At 65.3% G+C, this 15605-nt stretch carries 16 protein-coding genes, 1 pseudogene and 1 riboswitch; of the genes and pseudogenes, 7 read left to right on the plus strand and 10 right to left on the minus strand.

From position 1 onward, the window contains the following. From ACE3TQ_RS10365 to ACE3TQ_RS10410, 10 genes and pseudogenes are all read right to left on the minus strand, one after another. Window positions 1–695: pseudogene (locus ACE3TQ_RS10365) on the minus strand (hypothetical protein); the annotation flags it as partial. Then, window positions 692–1009, minus strand: a complete 318-nt coding sequence (locus ACE3TQ_RS10370; protein ID WP_374582059.1) for a hypothetical protein — start codon at window positions 1007–1009, stop codon at window positions 692–694. The gene ACE3TQ_RS10370 and the pseudogene ACE3TQ_RS10365, both read right to left, overlap by 4 nt. Then, window positions 1002–1388: a flagellar export chaperone FliS gene (gene fliS, locus ACE3TQ_RS10375; RefSeq protein WP_374582060.1), complete on the minus strand. Its 387-nt coding sequence runs from the start codon at window positions 1386–1388 to the stop codon at window positions 1002–1004. Before fliS ends, ACE3TQ_RS10370 begins: the two co-directional genes overlap by 8 nt. Window positions 1389–1400: 12 nt before the next feature. After that, window positions 1401–2792, minus strand: coding sequence for a flagellar filament capping protein FliD (gene fliD, locus ACE3TQ_RS10380; protein ID WP_374582061.1), 1392 nt, complete (start codon window positions 2790–2792; stop codon window positions 1401–1403). Window positions 2793–2881: 89 nt separating this feature from the next. Continuing rightward, a complete protein-coding gene (locus ACE3TQ_RS10385; RefSeq protein ID WP_374582063.1) occupies window positions 2882–3316 on the minus strand; it encodes a flagellar FliJ family protein in 435 nt (144 codons plus the stop codon). Continuing rightward, the gene (fliI, locus tag ACE3TQ_RS10390) at window positions 3313–4626 is read right to left on the minus strand and encodes a flagellar protein export ATPase FliI (protein ID WP_374582064.1); all 1314 of its coding nucleotides are present in this window, start codon (window positions 4624–4626) and stop codon (window positions 3313–3315) included. Before fliI ends, ACE3TQ_RS10385 begins: the two co-directional genes overlap by 4 nt. Further along, complete coding sequence (fliH, locus tag ACE3TQ_RS10395) at window positions 4623–5333, minus strand: flagellar assembly protein FliH (RefSeq protein ID WP_374582065.1); 711 nt, start codon at window positions 5331–5333, stop codon at window positions 4623–4625. The genes fliI and fliH overlap by 4 nt, the downstream gene beginning before the upstream one ends. Next, on the minus strand, window positions 5333–6361 hold the full coding sequence (locus ACE3TQ_RS10400; RefSeq protein WP_374582066.1) for a flagellar motor switch protein FliG: 1029 nt from the start codon (window positions 6359–6361) through the stop codon (window positions 5333–5335). The genes fliH and ACE3TQ_RS10400 overlap by 1 nt, the downstream gene beginning before the upstream one ends. Then, window positions 6342–8111, minus strand: coding sequence for a flagellar basal-body MS-ring/collar protein FliF (gene fliF / locus ACE3TQ_RS10405; protein ID WP_374582067.1), 1770 nt, complete (start codon window positions 8109–8111; stop codon window positions 6342–6344). Before fliF ends, ACE3TQ_RS10400 begins: the two co-directional genes overlap by 20 nt. Window positions 8112–8149: 38 nt before the next feature. Beyond that, the gene (locus ACE3TQ_RS10410; RefSeq protein WP_374582068.1) at window positions 8150–8500 is read right to left on the minus strand and encodes a flagellar hook-basal body complex protein FliE; all 351 of its coding nucleotides are present in this window, start codon (window positions 8498–8500) and stop codon (window positions 8150–8152) included. Between the two features lie 380 nt (window positions 8501–8880). On the opposite strand from ACE3TQ_RS10410, the gene ACE3TQ_RS10415 reads away from it, so the two are divergent. From ACE3TQ_RS10415 to ACE3TQ_RS10445, 7 genes are read left to right on the plus strand one after another with little or no spacing between them, the layout of a single operon-like run. Further along, complete coding sequence (locus tag ACE3TQ_RS10415) at window positions 8881–9765, plus strand: FliM/FliN family flagellar motor switch protein (protein WP_374582069.1); 885 nt, start codon at window positions 8881–8883, stop codon at window positions 9763–9765. A gap of 2 nt (window positions 9766–9767) precedes the next feature. Beyond that, the gene (locus ACE3TQ_RS10420; protein WP_374582137.1) at window positions 9768–10148 is read left to right on the plus strand and encodes a FliM/FliN family flagellar motor switch protein; all 381 of its coding nucleotides are present in this window, start codon (window positions 9768–9770) and stop codon (window positions 10146–10148) included. Next, window positions 10145–10891 carry a flagellar type III secretion system pore protein FliP gene (fliP, locus tag ACE3TQ_RS10425; RefSeq protein WP_374582071.1) on the plus strand — a complete coding sequence of 249 codons (747 nt, stop codon included), beginning with the start codon at window positions 10145–10147 and terminating at the stop codon, window positions 10889–10891. The genes ACE3TQ_RS10420 and fliP overlap by 4 nt, the downstream gene beginning before the upstream one ends. Beyond that, window positions 10892–11164 carry a flagellar biosynthesis protein FliQ gene (gene fliQ, locus ACE3TQ_RS10430; protein WP_028101175.1) on the plus strand — a complete coding sequence of 91 codons (273 nt, stop codon included), beginning with the start codon at window positions 10892–10894 and terminating at the stop codon, window positions 11162–11164. It abuts the gene before it with no gap. A 7-nt stretch (window positions 11165–11171) separates the two neighbouring features. Beyond that, window positions 11172–11954: a flagellar biosynthetic protein FliR gene (locus ACE3TQ_RS10435; RefSeq protein WP_374582072.1), complete on the plus strand. Its 783-nt coding sequence runs from the start codon at window positions 11172–11174 to the stop codon at window positions 11952–11954. Further along, a complete protein-coding gene (gene flhB / locus ACE3TQ_RS10440) occupies window positions 11947–13092 on the plus strand; it encodes a flagellar type III secretion system protein FlhB (protein WP_374582073.1) in 1146 nt (381 codons plus the stop codon). Before ACE3TQ_RS10435 ends, flhB begins: the two co-directional genes overlap by 8 nt. After that, entirely contained in the window at window positions 13089–15185 is a 2097-nt protein-coding gene (locus tag ACE3TQ_RS10445; RefSeq protein ID WP_374582074.1) for a flagellar biosynthesis protein FlhA, read from the plus strand. The genes flhB and ACE3TQ_RS10445 overlap by 4 nt, the downstream gene beginning before the upstream one ends. A gap of 212 nt (window positions 15186–15397) precedes the next feature. Continuing rightward, a riboswitch (FMN riboswitch) is annotated at window positions 15398–15547 on the plus strand. Window positions 15548–15605 lie beyond the last annotated feature (58 nt).

Here is a 15605-nt window from a genome sequence, read left to right on the forward strand (position 1 = left end):
CGGGCGGCTGGCGCGGGCGCCGCGGCTGGGGCGGGCGCGGCGGCCGGACGCACGGCGGCAGCCAGCACGGCGGCGCGCGGGTCGAGCAGGCTGGCTTCGCGCGCGGCCAGGGCTTCGGCCTGGGCGGTGGCGATGCGGGCCGCATCGGCCTGGGCATTGACGGCGCGCGCCGATTCGGCCGCCAGGGCCTGGGCGGCAACGGTGGCGGCGGCTGGGCTGGCCAGGGCATTGGCTTGCGCCTGCTGGCGCAGCAGGGCGGCATGGTCGGCAGCGGCGGCGCCGCTGGCCGGTGCGGTCAGGGCGGCGGCCACGGCCGCCACGCTGTCAGGGGTGGCGCCGGGCGTGCCGCCGCTGCTGCCCGTGCTTGGGGCCAGGGCGGCCAGGGCCAGGCCGTCCATGGCGGGCAGCATGGTGGCGACGGCTTGCGCCGCGGCGGCCGAGGTGCCGGCGGCGGCCTCGGCGCCCGGCTGGCTGGCCGTGCTGTCCTCGTCGGCGGGCGCGATGGCGCCGGCCATGGCGTCCAGCAGGGCGGCGAACGGCGCCGGGGCAAGCGCGGCGGCGCCTTCCAGCAAGGCGCCGGCCAGGCCCGCGTCGGCGCCGGCATTGGCGGCCGGGGCCGGCAGCAGGCTGGCGTCGGCGCCGCCAGCGGCGGCGTTAGGGGCGGGGACGGCGGGTGCCGCAGGCAAATTGATCATGCTTGTGTTCCGGTTGGTGCGTTGTCGCTGTCGAGGGCATATGCAAGCCAGCCCTCCCTGTTGTTCGTCAAATCGTGCATATGCTGGCCCAGCTCGGCGGCGGCGCCATCGACCTTGGCCACGGCCGCCAGGTGCAGCTCCCGCAGCGCGGCCAGCGCGGCGCGCTCGGCCGGGTTCCACTTGCCCTGCGCCGCCAGCTGCGGCAGGGTGGAGCCCATCAAAGTGTTAATCGCCGCCAGCGCTGCCCAGTCCCCGGCGGCGGTGGCGGCGCTCAGCTGCTGCCCCAGGTGCAGCAGCGTGCGATGCCTATCCATGCTTTTCTTGCACTCCCTGCCAGCCGGCGCGGATGGTGGTCAGCAAGCCCACCACCTCGTCGATCACGGCAGGGTCCATCTCCACCCCGGCCCGGTACAGGCGGGCGGCGCAATAGTCGTACAGCTTGCCCAGGTTGGCCACCACCTCGCCGCCCTGCTCGAAGTCGAGCGAGCTGGCCAGGCCGTTGATGATCTGCGTGCACTTATCGAGGCTGAGCGCCTTCTGTTCATAGCGCTTGCCCACGATATGGCCGCGGGCGCGCGCCAGCTCTTCCAGCAGGCCGTCGGTCAGCACCAGCACCAGTTCGACTGGCGTGGCGCGGGCCGTCTGCGCTTCAAGGTTGGTGCTGTGGTAGCTGCCGTAGGCGTCTTGGTTCATTGCTTAATGCTTTCAGGAGTCTGATTTGCTGAACAGCGCGTCGAACATGCTCGTCGTGCCGCTCATCTGCGATTGCAGGCTTTGCAGTTGCGTGAACTGCGCCAGGTAACGCTTGTAGGCGTTGTCGTATTGGGTCTCCAGCGCGGCCTGGCGGGTGGCCAGGGTCGCTTGCAGGCGCGTGTTGCTGTCCTTGCGCGTGGCCAGCTGGCCGGTGCCGGCCTTGGTCCAGCTGTTGACCAGGCTGTCCAGGCCGCCCAGCACGCCGGTGGCGTTGGCGCCGGTCTTGCCGAAGATCGCGTTCAGCCCATCCGGGTCGGCGGCCAGGGCTTTGCCGAGGCGACTCTTGTCGAGCGCCAGGGTGCCGTCGCGCTGGGCCGAGATGCCGTAGGCCACCAGGCTGCTGCCGCCCACTTCGGTGCGCAGCATTTCCTGCATGCGCGTCTTGAGGGCGGACAGGCCGGCGTCGTTGGCGTAAATGCCGGCCGCCTTGCCGCTGGCCGGGTCGCCGGCGGCCGATACTTCCTTGAACACGGCCAGCAGCTTGTTCCAGCTGTCGACAAAGTTCTGCACATTGGTGGCGGTGGCCGTGTCGTCGCGGCCCACGGTCAGCGTGACCGGGTTCTCCAGCGGCGCCTGGGCCTTGGTGAAGGTCATCGACACGCCGTCGATCACGTTGAAGGTGTTGCTGGCCTGCTGCAGCTTGTTGGCCGGGTCGCCGCCCTGGGCGCCGATCCAGACGATGGCGTCCTTGGCCGCCTGCAGCACGGTCTGGTTGGCCATGCCGAGCTCGTTGGCCAGGCCGGGGTCGGTGATCTGGCTGGTGTCGATGCCGACCACGCCATTGTCGGCGCCGGTCTGGGTCGAGGTCAGCACCAGGCGGGTCTGGCCGGCCACCGTCATGGTGGAGGCGGTAACGCGCGCGTTGTTGTTGGCTTCGACATTGATGGCGGCGGCGATTTCCTTGGCGGTCAGGGTGCCGTCCAGGTTCTTGTCGGCGCTGGCCAGGGTCACGGTGAAGTTGCTGCCGTCGGCCAGGGTGACGATCATGTTGCCGGCGGTGGCGGCGGCGGTGTTGCTGATGCCGTTGTACGACACCTGGCCGGCGGTGGCCAGCTGCTCGACATAGAACTGGTAGTTGCCCGGCGCGGCCGAGGCGCTGGCGGTGGCGCTGCCGACTTCCGCGCTGAAGCTTGCCTTGTTGGCAAGGATCGAGCTCTGGCCGCTGAGCGAGGACAGGGTGCCGCGGAAGGTGCTCATCGCGGTGCTGAGCTTGCTCAATGCCGACGCGATGGCGCTGGCATTGTTGGATTGGGTGGTCAGGATTTTCTGACGCCCTTCCACATAGAGCTGCGCCAGGTTGGTAGCGGTGCTCTTGGGATCAAAAGTTGGTGCGGTAGTTGCCATTTTCTCGTGCTCCGAGGAAATTTAAATGAAGTGTACCAAGGTATCAGGCGACCAAAGTAGTGACTTCATGAAATATTCCGTCCGAATCCTCATTTATGCCCGCGGTACCACAGTTGCGTTGCCAATTCGTCATGCTGCTTGCGTTCTTGCGAGCGCTGGGCGGTGACGGCGGCATGCTGGTGCTTTTCCAGCACCTGGCCCAGCACTTCGCGCTTGACGTAGGCGGCGGTCAGGGCGCGCTGCGACACCGCCATGTCGGCTTCGTGCATGGACAGGTTGACCTTCTGGCTGGCCGCCATCGCCATCACGCCCTGCTTGTAGTCGCCGCAGTTGAGGGCGAGCGCCATCGGCAGCCGGCCGGAGGCGCCGCTGCTCTCGTACAGCTGGGTGAGCTTGTCGAGCGTCTTCTGGTGGCGCTCGCGCAGGCTTTCCTTGGCCGCCACTTCCGACTGCAGCTTCTCCACTTCATTGCTGCGCAACTCGACCAGGGTCGACAGGTTGCGGATGGTGTGCTGGTTGTTCATGATGCCATCAGCCTTTCAAGTTGTTCGACGCAGGCGGCATAGGGGGCCGCTTCCTTGGTCCCCTGGCACAGGAATTCTTCGATATGCGGATGCAGGTTGACTGCCTTGTCCGTGACCGGGTCGGCGCCCGGCACGTAGGCGCCAAGCGGGATCAGGTCGCGCACGCGCTCGTGGCGCGCCATGGAGGCCTTCAGGGCGCGGGCGGCCAGCATGTGCTCGCGCGTGATGACGTGGTTCATGCAGCGGCTGATCGACGCGGCAATATTGATGGCCGGGTAATGGCCGCGTTCGGCCAGCTCGCGCGTGAGCACGATGTGGCCGTCCAGGATGGCGCGCGCGGTGTCGACCACCGGGTCCTGCTGGTCGTCGCCCTCGGCCAGCACGGTGTAGATGGCACTCATGCTGCCGTAGGGGTTTTCGCCGTTGCCGGCCGATTCGACCAGCTGCGGCAGGTTGGAGAATACCGACGGCGGGTAGCCCTTGGTGGCCGGCGGCTCGCCCAGGGCCAGCGCCACTTCGCGCAGCGCCATGGCGTAGCGCGTCAGCGAGTCGACCAGCAGCAGCACATTTTTGCCCTGGTCGCGGTAATGGGCCGCGATCGAATGGCACAGCTCGGTGGCCATGATGCGCATCAGCGGCGATTCGTCGGCCGGGGCGATCACCAGCACGGCCTTGCGCAAGCCTTCCGGGCCGAGCGACATTTCGACGAATTCGCGCACCTCGCGCGAGCGTTCGCCGATCAGGCCCACCACCACCACGTCGGCCACGGTCTGGCGCGTGATCAGGCCCAGCAGCACGGACTTGCCGACGCCGGAACCGGCCATCAGGCCGACGCGCTGGCCTTTGCCCAGGGTCAGCATGCTGTTAATGGCACGCACGCCGACGTCGAGCGCCTCGGTGACCGGCTTCTTCTTCAGCGGGTTGATGCGCGGCGGCTGCGATTCGAGCGGGTGCTCGCCTTCCAGCTTGCCCAGGCCGTCGATCGGCTCGCCCAGGCCGTTGACCATGCGGCCCAGCCAGCTTTTGCCGATCTGCAGGCTGACCTTGTCCGGCGAAGGCAGCACGCGGGCGCCGGTGGTCAGGCCGATGGCTTTCTTGAACGGCATCAGGAAGGACAGTTTTTCGCGGAAGCCGACCACCTGCGCGTCGAGCCAGTCGCCATCCACGGTCTCGATCTGGCAACGTTGGCCGGTATGCAATTTACAGCCGGCCGCTTCCAGCAGCAGGCCGGACGCGCCCACCAGCCGCCCGGTCGGGGTGGCCAGCGGAACGTCGTCGAGTTCCAGCTTGCGCAGTGCGTCTGCAATCATTCTTCGCTCTCAGCGTCGTCGCCGCCATCGGCGGCCTGCAACTGATTATCGACCTGTTCCATGACAGCAGCAAGACGCTGGTGGCAGCCGGCATCGACTTCGTTGTCGCCGGCACGAATCCGGCATTCGCCGACGTCGAGGCGGGCGTCGCCGATCAGGTTCCAGCGCTTGGCGCGCTTGGGGTCGACTTCCATGATGCGCTTGACTTCCTCCGGGTTGAGGTAGACGTCGATTTCATCGCGCGTGGGCGGCATCGAGGCCAGCGTTTCATCGACCAGGGCCATGATCTGCACCGGCTGCAGGGCCAGCTCGGCGCGGATCACATTGCGCGCCACTTTCGCCACCAGGTCGACCACTTCCTTGCGCTGCGCGGCGCGGTAGTCGGCGCGCAGTTTTTTCAGCGACTTCAGCATGCCGTCCACCGGGCGCGCCAGGTGGTCGAAGCCGACCAGGGTTTCCTGCCGGCCTTCCTCGCGGCCCAGTTCGATGCCTTGCTGGCGGCCCGCTTCGAAGCCGTCTTCCTGGCCGCGCTGCAGGCCGATTTCATAACCGTCGCGCTGGCCCTGCTCGAAGCCTTCGCTGACCGAGGCTTGCCACTGGGCGGCGTCGGCCATCTGGCCGGCGCCGGGGCCGCGCTGGCCGTTGTGGCCGTGCTGGTGCACGTACTGCTGCAGCGGCGGGAAACGGTAAGGGCGGAATTGTTTCATCACTCGACCACCGTTTCCGCGAACAGCTGCACTTCGACTTCGCCGGCGTCGGCCAGCGCCTTGACGGTGGCCATGATTTCCTGGCGCGTGGCCTCGATGCGCGACATCGGCACCGGGCCGGCGCGCCGCATCATGTCCTCGAACGCCTGCGCCTGGCGCTTCGGCATGGTCTTCAGCACCGCGTCGCGGATAGCCTGTTCGGCGCCCTTGAGCGCGATGGCCCACTGCTCGAGCGGCACTTCCTCGATGATGCGGGTGAGGGTGACTTCGGTCTGGGTCGACAGGATGAGGAAGTCGTACATCGACATCTCGATCTGCGCTACCACCTCCGGGTCGTGCGCGCGCAGCAGCTCGACGATCTGGGCGCGGTTGCCCGGCAGGCGGTTCAGGATCTCGGCCACCTGGCGCACGCCTTCCACGCTGGTCGACTGCGAATCAAACGAGGACAGGCAGCGGTTGACCAGCTCTTCCAGCTCCAGCAGCAGGTCGCGGTCGATCTCGTCCAGGCGTGCCATGTTCAGCAGCACCAGGTCGCGCCCTTCGAGCGGCAGCGCGTCGAGGATCTGGCCAGCCAGGGCCGGCGGCAGAAAGGCCAGGAACACGGCCTGCATCTGCACGTGCTCGTTGGCGATGAAGTCGGCCAGCCATTTCGGCGAGGCCCACTGCAGGCGCGCCATTTTCGGCCGCAGCTCGTCGCCGTAAATGCTGTTCAGCACGGTGTTCGCGATATCGCCGCCCAGCGCCAGGTCGAGCGAGCGCTTGAGGAAGGAGCGCGAGGCGCCATGCACGCCGGACTGCTGGCGGTAGTCGTCGAAGAAGGTCTGCATGGCGGTCTTCACCGCTTCCACCTTGATGCCGCTCATGCGCGACATCACTTGCGTCACTTCCAGCAGTTCCTCGCGCGACAGGCAGCGCAGCACGGCGGCGGCCGGCTCCTCGCCGATCGACAGCAGCACGATGGCGGCTTGCTCGACCGGGGTCAGGCTGTGCTCGTTTTCCTGGTCCAGGTTATTGTTGGTGTCGGCCATTTTTCTGCATCCATTGTTTGACGACTTCGGCTACGCGCTCCGGCTCTTTCTCGGCCAGGATCTTCAAGTGATCGACCATCACGTCCACCGGCGAACCGGCAGGCGGCAAATCGTAGTTTTCCAGCAGCGGCACCACCGGCATCTGGCTCGCATCGAGCGCGCCCGGGGTGCCGGCCTTGGCGGCGGCAGCGGCGGGCGCTTCCGGCGAGGCCAGGGCGGCCGGGGTGGCGGCCGCACCCGGCACCGCGGTGGCGGTGCCCGGGATCGGCGTCGCTTCGGCCTGGCCGGCGCGGGCGGCGCCCGCCAGGGCCGGCTTGGCGGCCGGCGCCGGCGGCGCGAAGCGCGCGGTCAGCAGGCGCAGCAGCGGACGCGCCAGCAGCAGGTAGCCCAGCAGCAGGGCCAGCGCGTAGCCCAGCCAGTTGGCCGAATCGACCACGGTGTCGCGTTCCTGCCACCATGGCACCTCGGCCGCCTTGGCCGGGAAGTTCATGGCGCTCACCACCAGCTTGTCGCCGCGCTCCTCGTTGATGCCAAGGCCGTTGCGCAGCACCTTGTCGATGTTGGCGATTTCGGCGGCGGTCCAGCCGGTTTTGGGGAAGGGCGCCGCCGCATGCGCCAGCACCACGGCCACGTTCTGGCGCACCAGGCGGCCGCGCGCCTTTTTGGTCTGGGTGATGCTGCGGTCGTAGGCGTACTGGCGCGTGGTGGCGTTCTTGCGCGCCGTGCCTTCGTTGGGCGCCTGGCCCGGCGCGCCGCCAGCGGCGGCGGCATCGGCGGCCTGCTGTTGCGGCGGGCGGTTGGACAGGGTGCCCGGCACGCCCATGGCGATGCGGTTGCGGTCCTGTTCCTCGCGCATGGCTTCGCTGGTGACTTTCGGATCGGCGCCGTACTTCTCGACGGTCTCTTCGACCTTGTCGTTGTCGACTTCGGCCGTCACGCTGACGCGGAAATTGCTGTCGCCGACGATCGGGCCCAGCATGCCTTTGATGTTGCCGCGGATTTCATCCTGCGCGCGCTTGGCGTTCTCGTTGGTGGCGGTGGAGGCGTCGAACGGCTCGCTCAGGTCGACGTGCGAGGACAGCAGGTTGCCGGACTGGTCGACCAGGCTGACGCGCGCCGGGCTGAGCGAGGCGACGCTGCCCGACACCATGTTGACGATGGCGGCGATATGTTCCGGCGCCAGGGTGCGGCCGGGCTTGGTGGCCACCACCACCGAGGCCGAGGACTTCTCGCCATCGCTGGCAACGAAGGAGGTCGACTTGGCGATCGACAGGTGCACGCGCGCGTGCGAGATCGCGTCCAGCGTCATGATCGACTGCGCCAGCTCGCCTTCCAGGCCGCGGCGGAAGCGCACGTCCTGCACGAACTGCGACACGCCGAGCGGGTCGTTCTTGTCCATCAGTTCCAGGCCGGCCGGCAGCTGGGCGGTCACGCCCTTGGCCGCCAGCATCATGCGCACCTGGCCGAGCTTACCCTCCGGCACCAGCACCTGGCCGGTCTCCGGATGGATGCGGTAGGAAATCTTTTCCGCATCGAGCACGTTCATCATGTCGGCCGTGGCGACTTTCTCGCGCTGGCCAAAGACCGGCTTGTAACCGCTCTGGTCCTTCCACAGGACCATCAGCACCAGGGCCGTCAGGCCGATGGCCAGCAGCAGCAAGGGATACAGGTTCTTCAGAACGGCGGGCGGCACGGTTGGCGCCGCAGCACCGCGCCAGCGTCCGATGGCGGACTTGATGTTTGCAATCACGTCTGGTCTTTCGAGAAAGAAGCGGAGATAGGTGCAGCTTACAGCGGAAGCTTGATCAATTCATCGACTGCGCCCATCACTTTGTTGCGTACCTGCATCAGCATCTGGAACGACAGGCTCGCTTCCTGGCTGGCCAGCATGGCGCCGACCAGGTCGTCGCTGCGGCCGGCATCGACGTCGGCCATCTTCTGGCCGGCATCGACGTCCTGCGCATTGACGCCGGCAATGGCGTCCTGCATGGACTGGGCGAAGGAGAAGGTATTGCCGGGCGGCTGGCCGGCAAAGTTGGCGGCGGGGGCGATAGCGCTAGCGTGCTGGGCCAGGTCGGCGGCCGCATTATTGAGCGCTGCCAGGTCGGCCTTGATCAAACTTGCGAATTCATTTGCCATTTAACACCTCAGTTTGGTTGCGCCACTGCTTGCACATCGTTACCATTAGTTCATCAGGCTTGGCTTAAGGATAAAGCGCCCGAATTGTTAAATGATGCCGCGTGGTATGAGTCATAGTAACCCGATTTCACGCTCGTAACAACCGCTTACAATTTGTAAAACTTCTTATAAATCATGCATTAAGCGCCGATTGTTAGAAGTTTATCTGTGAAACTTGCACTAATTTAGCTTACCCGCTGGCAACTTTTCTGTAAAGTGTTTTTGGCCTGCGAGTTACTTGATTCATGGCAATACTGAGGGATTTCGGTTATTCTACGCTTCCGAGATCATCCTGAGCGGATTACTTTGCGATACGATGTGATGCAGATGGATGGCCAACCATGAATACCACACAAAGCACTGTGCATTACGAAGTTCTTGACCCTTGCTTGCTGGGACGGCCGGTACACCGGCTGCCTGTGTTTGCTGCGCAACTGCGCGAGGACCTGGCCCAGGCCATGCGCCTGAATGTGCATCGCCGCTACTGGGGCACGTTCCAGGTCGACGACGTCGCCTTCAGCCGGCTGGACGGCAGTGAAGCGCGCCAGCGCTGGCTCGGCTTTGCCACGCCGGCCGGCCAGATCGCCTTTGCGCTCGAGCGCAAAATCCTGCTCAGTGTATTGAATTTCCGTTACGGCCGGGCCGCCCGGCCCGCCGCCGCCAGCAGCAGTACGGCTGTGGCCGACCCGGCCGTCGATGAACAGGCCGTGCGCGTGACGGCGACCGAAGAGCGGCTGGCCGTGGTGCTGGGGCAACAGTTGGCCGGCACGCTGGCCGCGCGCATTGAAAGCAACCTGCCCGCCGGCAGCCGTGACGCCGGCGACGAAGAAGGCATCAAACCCGGCACGGCAACCCAGCCGGGCAAGGGCAGCTGGATCGTCACCGTCAGCCTGAGCGACGGCGACCTGCAGGGCAAGGCCTGGTTTGCACTCGACAAGCAAGTGATGGGCAATGTGCTGCACGGCTTGCTGCCCGAGCGCGATACCAGTAAAAAGAGCAATAAGAATCCAGGGCCGCTGGCGGCGCGGCTCCAGGTTGGCCTGAACGGCCGGCTGGTTTCCAAGGAAACCACGCTGGGCGCGCTGTTCGACCTGCGTGTGGGCGATGTGATTCCCATCAGCCTGCACAGGGCAGACGTCATGCTCGAAGACTCCCGCCTGTTTACAGCTGCGGTAACAGAGCACAAGGGCAAACTCTGCTTAACCTCTTTTGAAGATATCGAATGAATATGATGAATGTGAACCCGAACGGGACCACCGACACGCTGCTGGACGACATGTCGGAGGAAATGATCATCGACCAGGTGTCGCAGGATCTGGCCGACGTGCCAGCCCCGCGCGCCAGCGGCCGGCGCGACCTGCCGGCCATGATGCGCAAGATCCCGGTCACCCTGACGCTGGAAGTGGGCTCGGCCCGCCTGTCGCTGCAGGACCTGATGCAGATCGGCCCGGACAGCGTGGTGGAACTGGACATGCTGGCCGGCGAGCCGCTGACCATCAAGGTCAACGGCACCGCCATCGGCCGCGCCGAGGTGGTGGTGGCCGGCGAAAACTACGGCCTGAAGGTCATTGATCTGGACGGTTTGAACCTCGACATGATGGCGCCATGACCTTGCGCCGCCTGGTGCCCGGCCTGGCGGCCGGGGCAGTGCTGCTGTGTGCCTGCGCGCCCGCGTGGGCGCAGGATTTGCTGGCCGGGGTAGTGCCCGGCGCCAAGACCGAGCTCTCGGTCAAGATGCAGATCCTGATCATCATGACCCTGCTGGGCCTGTTGCCCATCATGGTCATGATGATGACTTGCTTTACCCGTTTCGTCATCGTGCTCGCGCTGCTGCGCTCGGCCCTGGGCCTGCAGCAGGGCCTGCCCAACCGCATCATCACCGGCGTGGCCCTGATCCTGACCCTGCTGGTCATGCGCCCGGTCGGCGACACCGTGTGGCGCGACGCCTTCGTGCCCTACGACCAGGACAAGATCGGCTTGCAGGAAGCGCTGAAGATTGCTGAAAAACCGATTACGAAGTTCATGCTGGCGCAAACCAGCAAGGCGTCGCTGAAGCAGATCGCCGGCCTGGCGGGCGAAGCGAACGTCAGCAACCCGACTGAACACAGCTTTACCGTGAAGCTGGCCGCCTTCGTGCTGTCGGAACTGAAGACCGCCTTCCAGATCGGCTGCCTGCTGTTCATTCCCTTCCTGATCATCGACCTGGTGGTATCGTCGGTGCTGATGGCGATGGGTATGATGATGCTGTCGCCGCTGGTGATTTCGCTGCCGTTCAAGCTGCTGCTGTTCGTGCTGGTGGATGGCTGGACATTGACTGTCAACACGCTCGTCACGAGCATACAGGCCTATTAGATGTTGACCCCTGACGTGGCCGTTGACCTGGTGGTCGAGGCCCTGCATATCGTAATGATCCTGGTCATGGTGCTGGTGGTGCCAGGGCTGGTGGCGGGCCTGCTGGTGGCGCTGGTGCAGGCCGCCACCCAGATCAACGAGCAGACGCTGAGCTTTTTGCCGCGCCTGCTGGTGACCCTGCTGGCGATCATCCTGACGGGGCGCTGGATGTCCGGCTACCTGATGGATTATTGCGTCTCCATTTTCCAGCGCGCGGCAACACTGGTGGGATAGCGAAGCCATGGAACAGGTCCTGGCAAACCTCCTGGTCTGGCTGACCGCCATCTGGTGGCCCTTCGTGCGCTGCATGGCCATGCTGAGCGCGGCGCCGGTGCTGGGCGAGATGCTGGTGCCGGTCACGGTGCGCATCCTGGTGTCGCTGGTGCTGGCCATCGTGCTGCTGCCGCTGACGCAGGGGCAGGTGGCGCCGGGCATCGACCCGCTTTCGATCCAGGGCGTGGCGGTGACCATTGAGCAGGCGGTGATCGGCTTCGTGATCGGGCTGGCCTTCCATTTTTCGATGTCGGTGATCGCCTTGCTCGGCTACCTGATCTCGAGCCAGGTCGGCTTTTCCATGGCGGTGATGAACGACCCCACCAACGGCACCATGTCCGACGTGGTGTCGGCCATGCTGACCATGCTGGCCATCGTGGTCTTTTTCTCGATCGACGGCCACCTGGTGCTGGCCGGCGTGATCGGGCAAAGTTTCAAGGCCTGGCCGCTGGGCGGCGGCTTCCATCCGCTGCTGCTGCAGACGGTGGCGTGGAATGTGGCCTGGATTTTCTCGGCGGCCATGCTGCTGGCGATCCCGGTGGTGTTTTCCGCCCTGGTGGTGCAGATCGGCTTCGGCTTCCTGAACCGCGTGGCGCCCACGCTGAACCTGTTCGCGCTGGGTTTTTCGGTGATTACCATCTTCGGCCTGCTGATGCTGGGCCAGGTGGTGCGCTTCATCCCGCAGCATTACATCCGCATGTCGAACCGCGTGCTCGACATGATCCAGCAACAGATGGTGCCCCATGGCTGACGACAGCAGCGGCGACAAGTCAGAGAAGGCTTCACAACAGAAGCTGCGCAAGTCGCGCCAGGAAGGCCAGGTGGTGCGTTCGCGCGACCTGGCGACGGCCATCGGCATCCTGGTCTCGCTCAAACTGTTTGTGTATATGCTGCCGTCCTACCTGGTCGACTTCCGCGAGATCTTCCACCAGGCGTTTGCGCCGCTGGAAGGCGAGGGCGCCATCGACAACGTGATGAGCACGGTGTGGCTCAGTTCCTCGCTGCTGCTGGTGAAGATGGTGCTGCCGCTGTTCGTGGTGCCGCTGTTTATCGTGCTGGGCGCCATGGTGCCGGGCGGCTGGGTCATGAGCGCAAAGAACATCGAGCCCAAACTCGAACGTTTCAACCCGGTCACCAACCTGGGACGCCTGTTCACCAAACGCCACGCCTTTGAGCTGGCGGTGTCGATCGGCAAGGCGGCCGTCCTGTGCTGGGTGCTGGTCCACATCGGCACCACCACGATCAATGAGTACACCCGCCTGCAGGGCCTGGCCCTGAACGAAGCCATGCTGAACGGCGCCAGCCTGATGCTGGACGGCGTGATGGCCATGGTGGCCGTGTTCATCATCTTCGCCATCATCGACGTGCCGGCCCAGGCCTACTTCTACGCCGAGCAGCAGAAGATGACCAAGCAGGAGCTGAAGGAAGAATACAAGACGCAGGAAGGCCGGCCGGAAGTGCGCCAGCGCATCCGCCAGCTGCAGCGCGCCCTGGCCGAGCGGGCGGCGCGCAAGGTTGTGCCCGGCGCGGACGTGGTGATCGTCAACCCGGAGCACTACGCGGTGGCGCTGAAATACGACGACAAGCGCGCCGAGGCGCCGTTCGTGCTGGCCAAGGGTGTGGACGAGATGGCGCTTTACATCCGCAAGCTGGCGCAGGAAAACGGCGTCGATGTTTTATCCCTGCCACCTTTGGCGCGCGCCATTTACAATACGAGCCAGGTCAACCAGCAGATTCCCGTGCAGTTGTACCAGGCGGTGTCCATGGTCCTGCATTACGTGCTGCAGCTGAAGGCGTTCCGTGAAGGGCGCCGGCCGTCGCAGCCCAATCCGCTGGAAGCAGCGCAGGTACCAGTTCCAACATCCATGAGTGAGGCAGCAACGACATGAATTTCCTGAAGGCTCTGTTCGCGGAAGCGGGTCGCCACAAGATCGCCACGCCGGCGTTCCTGCTGGCGATCCTGGCGATGATTATCCTGCCCTTGCCGCCGATCCTGCTGGACGTCCTGTTCACTTTCAACATCATCCTGGCCCTGATCGTCATCCTGGTCAGCGTGAACGCCAAGCGGCCGCTGGACTTCTCGGTGTTCCCGACGGTGATCCTGGCCACCACCCTGATGCGCCTGACGCTGAACGTGGCCTCCACCCGCGTGGTGCTGCTGCACGGCCATGAAGGCACGCATGCCGCCGGCCGCGTGATCGAGGCCTTCGGCCAGGTGGTCATCGGCGGCAACTTCGTGGTCGGCCTGGTGGTGTTCGTGATCCTGATGATCATTAACTTCGCCGTGGTGACCAAGGGCGCGGAACGTATTTCCGAAGTGTCCGCGCGCTTTACCCTGGATGCCTTGCCGGGCAAGCAGATGGCGATCGACGCCGACCTGAATGCGGGCCTGATCAACCAGGAAAAGGCCACCGCGCGGCGCAAAGAAGTGGCGACCGAAGCGGACTTCTACGGCGCCATGGACGGTGCCGCCAAGTTCGTGCGCGGCGACGCCATTGCCTCGATCCTGATCCTGATCATCAATATCGTCGGCGGTGTCGCCATCGGTACCCTGATGCAGGACATGAGCTTTGGCGACGCGTTCAAGCAGTTTGCACTGCTGACCATCGGTGACGGCCTGGTGGCCCAGATCCCGGCGCTGCTGCTGTCGGCTGCGGCGGCGATCATCGTGACCCGTATTTCCGATTCCGACGCCAGCGACTTTGAAGCGCAGGTCGGCCAGCAGCTGCTGGCATCGCCGAATGTGCTGTTCAGCGCGACGGCGGTGATGGTGGTGCTCGGCCTGGTGCCGGGCATGCCGTGGGCTATGTTCCTGACCTTTGCGGCGGTGCTGGGTTATGTGGCCTACCGCCTGCGGGAGCGGCAGGCGGCGCCGGTGGCGGACAGCAACCTGGCCGCCATCGAAGCGGCGCTGCGCGAAGAGAAGGTGCCGGAACTGGAATGGCAGTCGCTGCCCGTGGTGCAGCCGCTGCAGGTATCGCTGGGCTATAAGCTGGTGGGCCTGATCGACAAGGCGCACGGCGAAGTGCTGACCAAGCGCCTGCGCGGCGTGCGGCAAAGCCTGTCGGAGTCGATGGGCATGGTGCTGCCGCAGATTTATGTGCGCGACGACCTGGCGCTGAAGCCGACGCAGTATGCGGTGATCCTGGGCGGTTCGAGCATCGCGCAGGCCGAGGTGTTTGCCGACCGGCTGATGGCGATCCCTTCGCCCACCGTGTACGGCCAGGTCGACGGCATTCCCGGCGTGGAGCCGGCCTACGGCATGCCGGTGACCTGGATCGAGGCCAAGGACAAGGCACATGCGCTGGGCCTGGGCTACCAGGTGGTGGAGGCGCCGAGCGCGATTGCGACCCATGTTTCGAAACTGGTGCGCGAGTACCTGCCCGAGCTGTTCCGCCACGAGGATGTGGCGGCGCTGATGGAGCGCTTGACGGCCTTGTCGCCGAAGCTGGCTGGGGCGCTGGACAAGGCGCTGACGCACACCCAGCTGCTGCGCGTGTTCCGCGTGCTGCTGCAGGAGAACGTGTCGCTGAAGGATATCGTGCCGATTGCGACGACCTTGCTGGATTCCTCGGAGACGACCAAGGACCCGATCCTGCTGGCGGCGGAGGTGCGCTGCGCGTTGCGGCGCCAGATCGTGTCCAGCCTGTTCGGGCAGAAGACGGAAATGCTGGCCTTTAACCTGGGCGGGGAGCTGGAGAATATGCTGCTTGGCTCGCTGAACCAGGCGCGCCAGAGCGGCAAAGTGGTGCTGGATAATTATCCGATCGATCCGCATCTGCTGGCGCAGCTGCAGGTGAATATGCCGGTGGCGCGCGAGCAGATGAAGCAGCAGGCGACGCCGCCTTTGCTGCTGGTGCTGCCACAGATCCGGCCGCTGCTGGCGCGCTATGCACGCCTGTTCGCGCCGGGGCTGCATGTGCTGTCGTATAACGAGGTGCCGGAGAACCGTGAGGTTTCCATTATTGGTACGGTTGGGTAAAACCCGGTAGGGCGGGGTCTGACCCAAGGGTCAGACCCCCAACGGTTTTGCAGTTGCTGGCACGGTTGTGCGCTTTTGATCTTCGACGAACATCAACGTCCCTAAACCAACACCAGCTGCGGTTGATCTGACGGGGTCTGACCCTTGGGTCAGACCCCGGTTTCCCGGGTTTAGGTTAAAATCCCCCGCCCGCACCAAAGCGGGCAAATCAAATACGTCTTCGGGGCGGGGTGCAATTCCCCACCGGCGGTAAGAACGGCAACGTTCAAGCCCGCGAGCGCCTGCCTGGCAGTAAGGGCAGGGTCAGCAGACCTGGTGTGACTCCAGGGCCGACGGTATAGTCCGGATGAAAGAAGATGTGCGCTGTACGCCGACCGCCTGTCCGTTCCCACGGCACGGGTGGCTGCGCCTATTCGCTTG

Origin of the sequence: Pseudoduganella sp., from assembly GCF_041914865.1 — a bacterium.
Lineage (GTDB): Bacteria > Pseudomonadota > Gammaproteobacteria > Burkholderiales > Burkholderiaceae_D > Rugamonas.

Coding starts and splice junctions, on each gene's coding strand:
- ACE3TQ_RS10370 (WP_374582059.1), bottom strand. CDS start 1,009: ATGGATAGGCATCGCACGCTGCTGCACCTGGGGCAGCAGCTGAGCGCC.
- fliS (WP_374582060.1), bottom strand. CDS start 1,388: ATGAACCAAGACGCCTACGGCAGCTACCACAGCACCAACCTTGAAGCG.
- fliD (WP_374582061.1), bottom strand. CDS start 2,792: ATGGCAACTACCGCACCAACTTTTGATCCCAAGAGCACCGCTACCAAC.
- ACE3TQ_RS10385 (WP_374582063.1), bottom strand. CDS start 3,316: ATGAACAACCAGCACACCATCCGCAACCTGTCGACCCTGGTCGAGTTG.
- fliI (WP_374582064.1), bottom strand. CDS start 4,626: ATGATTGCAGACGCACTGCGCAAGCTGGAACTCGACGACGTTCCGCTG.
- fliH (WP_374582065.1), bottom strand. CDS start 5,333: ATGAAACAATTCCGCCCTTACCGTTTCCCGCCGCTGCAGCAGTACGTG.
- ACE3TQ_RS10400 (WP_374582066.1), bottom strand. CDS start 6,361: ATGGCCGACACCAACAATAACCTGGACCAGGAAAACGAGCACAGCCTG.
- ACE3TQ_RS10410 (WP_374582068.1), bottom strand. CDS start 8,500: ATGGCAAATGAATTCGCAAGTTTGATCAAGGCCGACCTGGCAGCGCTC.
- ACE3TQ_RS10415 (WP_374582069.1), top strand. CDS start 8,881: ATGAATACCACACAAAGCACTGTGCATTACGAAGTTCTTGACCCTTGC.
- ACE3TQ_RS10420 (WP_374582137.1), top strand. CDS start 9,768: ATGATGAATGTGAACCCGAACGGGACCACCGACACGCTGCTGGACGAC.
- fliP (WP_374582071.1), top strand. CDS start 10,145: ATGACCTTGCGCCGCCTGGTGCCCGGCCTGGCGGCCGGGGCAGTGCTG.
- fliQ (WP_028101175.1), top strand. CDS start 10,892: ATGTTGACCCCTGACGTGGCCGTTGACCTGGTGGTCGAGGCCCTGCAT.
- ACE3TQ_RS10435 (WP_374582072.1), top strand. CDS start 11,172: ATGGAACAGGTCCTGGCAAACCTCCTGGTCTGGCTGACCGCCATCTGG.
- flhB (WP_374582073.1), top strand. CDS start 11,947: ATGGCTGACGACAGCAGCGGCGACAAGTCAGAGAAGGCTTCACAACAG.
- ACE3TQ_RS10445 (WP_374582074.1), top strand. CDS start 13,089: ATGAATTTCCTGAAGGCTCTGTTCGCGGAAGCGGGTCGCCACAAGATC.